8 protein-coding genes are annotated in these 8,770 nt (G+C 49.1%); 6 read left to right on the top strand and 2 right to left on the bottom strand.

From position 1 onward, the window contains the following. The first annotated feature begins 239 nt into the window (after nucleotides 1-239). Together selD and mnmH are read left to right on the top strand one after the other, a co-directional pair. Nucleotides 240-1,316, top strand: coding sequence for a selenide, water dikinase SelD (selD, locus tag H8792_RS10960; RefSeq protein ID WP_185979007.1), 1,077 nt, complete (start codon nucleotides 240-242; stop codon nucleotides 1,314-1,316). Then, nucleotides 1,316-2,440 carry a tRNA 2-selenouridine(34) synthase MnmH gene (gene mnmH / locus H8792_RS10955; RefSeq protein ID WP_185979006.1) on the top strand — a complete coding sequence of 375 codons (1,125 nt, stop codon included), beginning with the start codon at nucleotides 1,316-1,318 and terminating at the stop codon, nucleotides 2,438-2,440. Before selD ends, mnmH begins: the two co-directional genes overlap by 1 nt. An 81-nt stretch (nucleotides 2,441-2,521) precedes the next feature. Here the strand turns inward: mnmH and H8792_RS10950 are convergent, their stop codons facing one another. Next, nucleotides 2,522-3,025 carry a Spy/CpxP family protein refolding chaperone gene (locus H8792_RS10950; RefSeq protein ID WP_185979005.1) on the bottom strand — a complete coding sequence of 168 codons (504 nt, stop codon included), beginning with the start codon at nucleotides 3,023-3,025 and terminating at the stop codon, nucleotides 2,522-2,524. A gap of 378 nt (nucleotides 3,026-3,403) precedes the next feature. Between H8792_RS10950 and H8792_RS10945 the strand changes: the two genes are divergently transcribed. The 3 genes from H8792_RS10945 to H8792_RS10935 all read left to right on the top strand — a co-directional run bounded on the left by H8792_RS10945 (nucleotide 3,404) and on the right by H8792_RS10935 (nucleotide 7,225). Beyond that, the gene (locus tag H8792_RS10945; protein WP_185979004.1) at nucleotides 3,404-5,476 is read left to right on the top strand and encodes a [FeFe] hydrogenase, group A; all 2,073 of its coding nucleotides are present in this window, start codon (nucleotides 3,404-3,406) and stop codon (nucleotides 5,474-5,476) included. Between the two features lie 80 nt (nucleotides 5,477-5,556). Continuing rightward, nucleotides 5,557-6,603: an inorganic phosphate transporter gene (locus tag H8792_RS10940; RefSeq protein ID WP_185979003.1), complete on the top strand. Its 1,047-nt coding sequence runs from the start codon at nucleotides 5,557-5,559 to the stop codon at nucleotides 6,601-6,603. Further along, nucleotides 6,596-7,225, top strand: a complete 630-nt coding sequence (locus H8792_RS10935; protein ID WP_185979002.1) for a DUF47 domain-containing protein — start codon at nucleotides 6,596-6,598, stop codon at nucleotides 7,223-7,225. Before H8792_RS10940 ends, H8792_RS10935 begins: the two co-directional genes overlap by 8 nt. 95 nt (nucleotides 7,226-7,320) lie before the next feature. Here the strand turns inward: H8792_RS10935 and H8792_RS10930 are convergent, their stop codons facing one another. Continuing rightward, nucleotides 7,321-7,830, bottom strand: a complete 510-nt coding sequence (locus tag H8792_RS10930) for a DsrE family protein (protein ID WP_185979001.1) — start codon at nucleotides 7,828-7,830, stop codon at nucleotides 7,321-7,323. A 189-nt stretch (nucleotides 7,831-8,019) separates the two neighbouring features. On the opposite strand from H8792_RS10930, the gene H8792_RS10925 reads away from it, so the two are divergent. Then, nucleotides 8,020-8,691 (top strand): nitroreductase, encoded by a 672-nt coding sequence (locus H8792_RS10925; RefSeq protein ID WP_185979000.1) that lies wholly within the window; start codon nucleotides 8,020-8,022, stop codon nucleotides 8,689-8,691. The last annotated feature ends 79 nt before the right edge of the window (nucleotides 8,692-8,770 follow it).

Genomic DNA, 8,770 nt, shown 5'->3' with positions numbered 1-8,770 from the left:
TGAGACAACCAGATAAATACTTTTCCATTTGTTTTCAATAACTTAATTATTAAGTGAGAATTAATTTTATTCCGCTGCCGTATAAAGTGTTGTCATTCTTTGTTAAGAAAGAAAAAGCGATTCTTTGGTGGAGATGAACAAACTTCATCCGAAAAACCGACTGAAAATGGTTAAGATCAAATTCGATTCACAACTCAAGTTATACTTAACCCATGCAAAACTTGAGGAAGCGGAATTCAATGGATACAAACCAAAACGGTACTGAACAACTGATTAAATTAACCGAATACAGCCACGGTGCAGGTTGCGGTTGCAAAATCTCTCCGAAGATCCTCGATAACATTCTTAAAACTTCAATGGAGATCGCCCCTCATCCGGCTTTATTGGTCGGTAACAGCACCAAAGACGATGCTGCCGCCTATGACCTAGGCAACGGCACTTCGGTATTGAGTACTACCGACTTTTTTATGCCGATTGTCGACGACCCCTTCACTTTTGGAAAAATCGCCGCGACGAATGCGATCAGCGACATCTATGCAATGGGCGGCAATCCGTTAATGGCCATCGCTATCTTCGGCTGGCCGATCGATAAACTCTCTCCTGAGGTCGGACAACAGGTCATCGAAGGCGGTCGCGCCGTCTGTCAGGCGGCTGGTATTCCTTTAGCCGGCGGACACTCGATTGACGCGCCGGAACCGATCTTCGGCCTGGCAGTCACGGGACTGGTACAAAACGAACACTTGAAACGCAACGCCTCCGCCGAAGCACACTGCGAGCTGTTTCTTACCAAACCGCTTGGAATCGGTATCTTAACCACGGCACAAAAACAGAAGAAAATCCAACCCGAACATCTGCAAATGGCAATCGAGGCGATGACCACTCTGAATAAAGCCGGCAGTGAGTTTGCCAAACTGGACGGAGTGACCGCCTTGACCGACGTGACCGGATTTGGCGTTTTGGGTCATTTGATCGAAATTTGCGAAGGCAGCGATATTAGCGCGCAGATTGAATTTGCCAGGGTTCCAATTCTGCCACATGTTTTAAACTACCTTGCGCAAGGCTGCACACCCGGCGGAACCGGACGCAATTTCGACAGCTACGGACACAAAGTAAGCGGTTCCCAAGGACAAGCCCTGACGGAAGATCAAAAAATGATTCTATGCGATCCGCAAACTTCCGGCGGCTTGCTTGCCGTTGTCAAACCCGAGTCAGTCGACGAATTCAAAGCGATTGCGGTCCGCTATGATCTTCAACTGGAACCGATTGGCAGAACAGCACCTAAAGCCGATTCATCGCATGTCGTCGAGGTCATTTGATGACGCCAACCCTGACCCGTTTCGACGCGGATTTACCTCAAACCGACGATTTCAAATCGATTGTCCTCAACAACACGCCTTTGATCGACGTTCGGGCACCGGTGGAATTTGCACAGGGCGCTTTTTACAGCGCCAGCAATCTGCCGTTAATGAACGACGAAGAACGTCAAAAGGTCGGTATATGCTACAAGCAACACGGCAACGAAGCCGCAGTAAAGCTTGGACATAAACTGGTCAACGAAATCACCCGCGCACCGCGAATTCAATCCTGGATAGAGTTTATGGATCGCCATCCGGATGCATTGCTGTATTGCTTTCGTGGTGGCATGCGTTCGAAAATTGCCCAACAGTGGTTGCAGGATAACGGTCGGAGAATCGTTCGCCTTAAAGGCGGCTATAAAGCTTTTCGACGCTACTTAATCGATTTTCTGGAATCGGTTCCCGATCTATTCACCATAGCCGGTATTCAACCAATCGTTTTAGCCGGCAGAACCGGTTCCGGTAAAACTCAATTGCTTCAACAGTTGCCAGAGACTGCGGATCTGCAAGCGCTGGATCTCGAAACGCTTGCCCACCACAGAGGATCGGCATTCGGCCGACATGCGACCCCGCAGCCGACACAGATCAACTTCGAAAACAAACTCTCCATGGCACTGATCCGCTTTCTGGAAAGCAATTCTAAACGGCTGATCATTGAAGACGAAGGCCGCAACATCGGCACGGTCAATATGTCTAAACCGCTTTTCGATTTCTTGAAGAGCGGACAGCGGATTCTTCTGGAAACGCCACTGGAAGAACGTGTCTCGATCACACTCGATGAATACGTTGTTCAGGCTCAAGAGGAATACTATTCTATCGAGGATTGGCAAACGTTTATGCTTGCTGCCTTCAATCGCATTCAGAGAAGGCTTGGCGGAGAGCGTTATCAGCGAGTCCTGCAACAATTTGATGCGGCGCTGCAGCTGCAGATAACGCATGGAGTAACCGAAGGTCACAGAGGCTGGATTGAAACCCTGTTGGTGGAATACTACGATCCGATGTACGACTACCAGATGCAAAAAAAACAACACAAAGTCGCCTTTAGCGGTTCCATGCAGGACATTCTCGAATTTCTGCAAAAATAAAAAAGCCCGCAGAGGAAATCTCGGCGGGCTGCCTCACTTCCTGTTAGCGCCAGCTCAGAAAGTAACGTTTTCATATAAGATTTATGGCTTCGGCAAAACCAGCTCTTCGGCTTTAGCACGCATTGCCGGATAGACTTCTTTAATCAGTTTGCTGTATTGCTCAGGTGTTAGCACGCTTTTAACAAACTGATGGCACTTCATTTTGCCGGTTACCAGCTTGGCTCTCAAAGCGGCGATTTCCTCGTTGCGGGCCTGGATGGTTTTCAAATCGGCACCTTCCAATGCCATTTGACGCGATTCGCCTTCCATTTTAATGATTTTAGCAATCAACTTTTTACCGTTAGGTGCCTTTTCGGTTTTGAACTTATTGAATTTCTGGCACTGTTCCGCGCTCAGATTAAGTGCCTTTTCACTGTTTAGAACCGCCGGCAATAGATTCGGCAGATAGTTCGCGTGAAAATTCTCGATAATGGTTGTCGGGTTTGGTTTGACGGTTTGACACACGCCTCCTTCTGCAGCTGCCGCACCTTGTGCAGTCATGACAAAAGAAGCTCCGAATAAAGTTGCAATTAATAGTTTACGCATCAGCCATATCTCCATTGTTTTAAGGCCTGGTTGGAATTGATACGGTGATCTATAGCACCGCCCGCTTAAAAACTGTCTTTGGATAAACCTTACCATCAATTCCTACTTATGATTAGATAAGAAATAATAATCTTAAAGATTTCTTAAGCTTTCACGCCTTCATTTCGCGGTTTTTTCCCTCCCGACTAAACCAACCTGCTATCAGGAAACAATTTCAGCTCCCCCAGCACGATTGATTCAGTAGACTTCGGGTGCTAGATTAACCCTATAATTTGCATGGAAAGTTATGGGCTTTACTACTGCCTTTCGATGTACTCTGCGATTACTAAACGTCCGGCCCATGACAACCACGATAGACCTGAGCACAGGAAGGTTCACATGATTAAGGTTACGATTAATGACAGAACGGTTGAACTGGGCGAAAATTCGACTCTGCTCGATGCAGCCAATGCCGCCGGAGTGCATATCCCGACCCTTTGCTATTATCCCCGCCTGCCGACTCACGCCGTGTGCCGCATGTGTCTCGTTAAAGTCAAAGGCGCTGCCAGAGCACAACCCGCATGCAAAACTCTGGCCCATGATGGAGATGTGATCGACACCGATAGCCAAGAGCTGCTGGAATTTCGCAAAGCGGACATGCAGTGGTTACTGGCTCGCCACCCAAACGACTGTATTCGTTGCGAAGTAAACGGCTCCTGCCAGTTCCAGAATCTGGTCAATGAATACCAGCTGGAAGAGCGCTGGGAAAAACTGCCTATCGGTTCTCGCGCACATCCTGAACACAAGATCACCGACCACACCTCTCCAAGCATCTGGCGCGATCTGTCGAAGTGTATTGAATGTGGTTTGTGTGTCGAAGCTTGCGGCGATGCCGGGCAGCAACAGCATATTATCGGCTTTGCCGAACACGGATCGGAACGCATGCCGGTTACGGTTTTCGACCGCTCCCTTTCGGAAACAAAATGCATCTCCTGCGGACAATGCACTTTAGTATGCCCGACCGGCGCGCTGATCGAAACACCGCAATGGCACGAGGTCATGCATACTCTGGATACGCATAGACGTGTATCGGCGGTACAGGTCGCCCCCGCTACCCGCGTCGCTATCGGTGAGGAATTTGGCATGCCACCGGGCACGGTCAGCACAGGCCGAATGATTAACGCGCTTAGAAAACTCGGTTTTGACTACGTTTTCGATACCAACTTTGCCGCGGATTTGACAATTATGGAGGAAGGCACGGAATTTTTGACCCGCCTCAAAAGCGGCAAGCATCTGCCGTTATTTACTTCCTGCTGTCCAGGCTGGGTCAACTGGGTCGAAATTAATCGTCCCGATCTGCTGCCTCATTTGAGCACGACCAAATCCCCGCAACAGATGCACGGCGCTCTGACCAAACGCGGCGCCTTTGCCCGTTCGCTCGGCACCGATTTTACCCAAGGCAAAAAAGAACCTTATGTCGTCAGCGTCATGCCTTGTACCGCCAAGAAAGACGAAGCGCTCCGTCCCGGTGTATCCGGCGATATCGATCATGTCTTAACAACTCGTGAACTGGCAAGAATGATTAAAGCACGCGGCATTGCTTTTAATGCTCTGCAAGAAGACGGCGAATTCGACAATCCTCTTGGCGAAAGCACCGGCGCGGCGCAGATTTTCGGAGCCTCCGGCGGCGTCATGGAAGCTGTCGTGCGTACCGCCGCACACTTTACCGGTCAGGAAGAGGCATTACCGTTGGAATGGCACCAATTACGCGGCGTTACGGAAGGCGTCAAAGAGGCCGACATTCCGGGCATCGGCAAGGTCGCGATCTGCAACGGTATCGCTGCCGCCCAACGCATGTTGCTAATAGACAGCTGGCGGGAGGAATATGTCGCTATCGAAGTCATGGCTTGCGTCGGCGGCTGTCTCGGCGGCGGCGGCGAACCCAAATCCATGGACCCGAAAGTTCTGCAGAAACGTATGCAGGCGATCTACGCCATTGATCGGAATACGCCGCGCAGACGCTCTTATGAAAACCGTGATATCCAAACGCTGTATGCTGTAGAACTGGAGAAGCCGAACTCGCATCGAGCCCATGAACTGCTCCACACCAGCTACGCAGCCCGTCATTCCAAACGCTTACTGTTAATGCGCTTTTTGGATTGTGTCGATCGACGAGATGCAGATGGCGTTGCCGGATTATTCCACGAGGATGCTACCTGGTCGACCGCTTCCCCTTTCGGCGATCTTCACGGGATCGCAGCCATTGAAGACATGATCAAACATCGCCTGCCACCGCGCCAATATGGACCAAGCCATGCTCGTCACCGAATGGAGTCGGCTGCGGATATCGAGGATTTGACCGTCATAACACCGAACGGCGAACGCTGCCGCTTCAATCTGGAAACCGTTACCGTTAAATCGGACAACACTGACAAAGTGCTGATTAGCAAGCTGGCACGTGAAGCCCTGTAACGCTCGCTGATAACAGATAGACGGGACTTCGCCGGTAAAATACTCTAGACTGTTGCCAACTCTCCTCGATTTGAAAGTATATGGAACTGAACTTTATTCTTTTAATCATGGTGATCGTCGTTGTGGCCCTCTACGACTTCACCAACGGCTTTCACGATGCCGCCGATATGGTCGCGACAGCGATCGCTTCCGGTGCCATGAAAACCTCGATAGCGATAATTATCGCCGGGTTCTTTACCTTTCTGGGTCCATTGATAATGGGACTGGCAGTTGCCGATACCGTCGGGACCTTTGTCAATATCGAAGGCGTTCAAATCCACCGTGCGCAGAGTCTGGTCATCGGAGCTTTACTGGCAGCGATCACCTATAATCTCATTACCTGGAAGCTTGGCTATCCATCTTCTTCATCCAATTCGTTGGCTGGCGGCCTGGTCGGCGCCGGACTGGCTCTACTCGGCAATCAGCACGTCAACTGGGGTATTGAAGCCATGCTAAACGGCCAGCTGGAAGGGGTGATGAAAGTGGTTGTCGGGCTGTTCGCTTCACCGTTTCTCGGTTTGCTGATCGGCTTTTTACTGATGAAACTGATTCTGAAACTATTCCAAAATTTCACCTACCGCGTGCGCAACCTGTTTGTGATCTCACAGTATTTCAGTGTCGCCTGGCTGGGGTTCTCGCACGGCGCCAACGATGCACAAAAGGGTATGGCGATTATCGGCATGATGCTGCTGGCTTCAGGACAGACGCAAAACTTTGAAATACCTTTATGGGCGATTCTGCTGTGCACCACCGCCATCACTCTTGGTACTTTTTTCGGCGGCTGGAGTATTATCAAAACTCTTGGTTTTGAAATTTATCGGGTACGAGTGGTTCATTCGGTTGCCAACCAGCTCAGCGCATCGCTCGTAAATACCCTAGCCACTATGATCGGCGCCCCTACTTCAACCACCCAAGTGGTCACCGCTACCCTGATCGGTAACGGCGCCGCGGAAAAACCGCGTCACGTTAATTGGCTCAAAGCCAAAGGCATCGTTACAGGCTGGTTTTTAAACGTGCCGATTTCCATGGCTTTGGGCGCACTATATGCCACGCTTATTTTCACCCTGTTTGGAGGCTCCCATGTTTAAGTCCCTATTGCAGAAATACGTCTTGCCGAAAGAGGTCGATTTTCTCGGCGCTTTGAATTTACATGCCCAGGCCATCAAGCGTATCACTCACGATTTGCAGTCCTGCTTCATCGAAGGCAACGAAGCTTGCTGTCAGGCGGTTATGGAAGACGAACATCAGGCGAAAAGCATTAAAGAGAGCAATATGAACGAATTGCTCAACAGCTTTATCACCCCTATCGATCGCGAGTCGATTTTCCGCGTTATCAGCCAACTGGATTGGCTTGCCATCAGCATCCGTCATTTCATTATCGAAGCCAAAGCCTATGAGGTTCTGGAATTACACAACAGCTATAACGAGATTTTCTCGCGGATCTGCCAAAGCGCCGACCATCTGGCGAACGGCTTTGAAATGCTCGTCGAAAAGCGCCATCCAGAGGTTGCCGACGAAGCGCAAAACGTCAGGGACTGCTATAATTCCCTGGTAGATGTGTATGTTGAGAAAATGGCATCACTATCAAAAAGCAATAATCTGCAGGAGATGTTTATTCACCGAGAGTTGCTGCTGCAACTCAAAGAAATCGGCAAGCGCTTTCAAGTCTGCGCCAACTCGCTGGAAGATATTCTGGTTAAAATGAGCTGATAAGCCAACCGGCAATAAAAAAGAAAAGCCGGTTGAAGAAAGAATTGGTGTCGCCGACTGTTCGAAATTATCGGCCCAAAAGCGAGTCAAACAAGTTAATCGTACACCGGAACCAGCTGATAACCTTGAGCTTGCCATCCCATAACAGATAAAAACCCTGAACGAACAGGTTTAATACCGGGCAACAAGGTGTCATTATCGACGTTAAACGCAGCCGTAGCTGCCGAACAGACTTCCATTTTGACTCCCAGATCGACTAATCTCTGTATCTGTACAGCGACCTTTTTCAATACATCCTCGTATTCAACTTCAACGTCTTGGGATGGCTTGGTGGTAATGAACTTGACCGACTTGGCAATAAAAATGATTCTCTGGTGTGGCTCAACCCCCTCCTTAATCAGATTGGTTCGGTTCGATTCAATCCCTTTCAAATAAATTAGCATGGCATTCGGATTCGATTTACGGATATCATAAATAACATTCATACTCTTAATGCCCTTCAAAGCTTCTTTATTATTGAGCTCTTCGGCATGGCTTGGAATAGAAAAAGACAAAATCAACAGAGCAAAAAAAATTTTAATAAAGGTTAATCCAGGTGAATTCATGTACACTCCCGCGGTTAATTAGAATGGTCATTCTAGATCATGCTAATTGACACAGATAATACATTCCAATCAGTTTATTTTATGTTGCAGATCCAAAATCTATGAGTTAAAACAACCTGAAACTTCGTGATGAAGCTGCGAAAATGTAGCAGCTCATCACTAAAGTCCTTCAAACAACAGGAGCCAGTCATGCCTTTAACCCTCTATTCAGCCGTTACCCAGCGCCATTCAGTACGCGCTTTCTTGGATACACCGGTAGAAGAAGAAATCATTCGCCGTATTCTTAAAGCTGCGCGCCATGCCCCTTCCGGCGTCAATACTCAACCTTGGCAGGTGGCGGTGGTAAGCGGGGCTGCCAAACAACGTTTGCAGAATGCCATGCTAGAAAAGTTCCAGGCCGGGGAACACGGCAAAATGGATTACGCTTATTATCCCGACGAATGGAGAGCCCCATATAAACAACGTCGCGTCGAAACCGGCAAACGTTTGTACGGTGCCTTGCAGATCGAGCGGCAGAACAAAGAAGGGCAAAAAGCCCAATGGGCTGCCAACTATCGCAGTTTCGACGCGCCGGTTGCGCTGTACTTCTTTATGGATCGAAGCCTGCAGACCGGTTCGTTTCTGGACTACGGCATGTTTATCCAAAACGTCATGCTTCTCGCGATCGAAGAGGGACTTGGCACCTGTCCTCAGGGCGCTTTGGGAGAATATCCCGATATCATTCGCCAGGAACTCGGTTATGGTGCAGACAAACTGCTGGTCTGCGGCATGGCACTGGGATACGAAGACCAAGAGCACCCGGTCAACCAGTACCGAACGGACAGAGAAAGCGTTGAAGACTTTACCCACTTTTTCGATTAATCGATCCAGATCAATTTTCCACCCGAAAAAACTGCAAGGTGAATTTCATCCGACTAGACTAAACACTGCCAAACTTTCC

Source organism: Thiomicrorhabdus heinhorstiae, from assembly GCF_013391765.2.
Taxonomy (GTDB): domain Bacteria; phylum Pseudomonadota; class Gammaproteobacteria; order Thiomicrospirales; family Thiomicrospiraceae; genus Thiomicrorhabdus; species Thiomicrorhabdus heinhorstiae.
The sequence above is the reverse complement of the archived record's forward strand: the minus strand, read 5'-3'. Positions and strand labels throughout refer to the sequence as shown.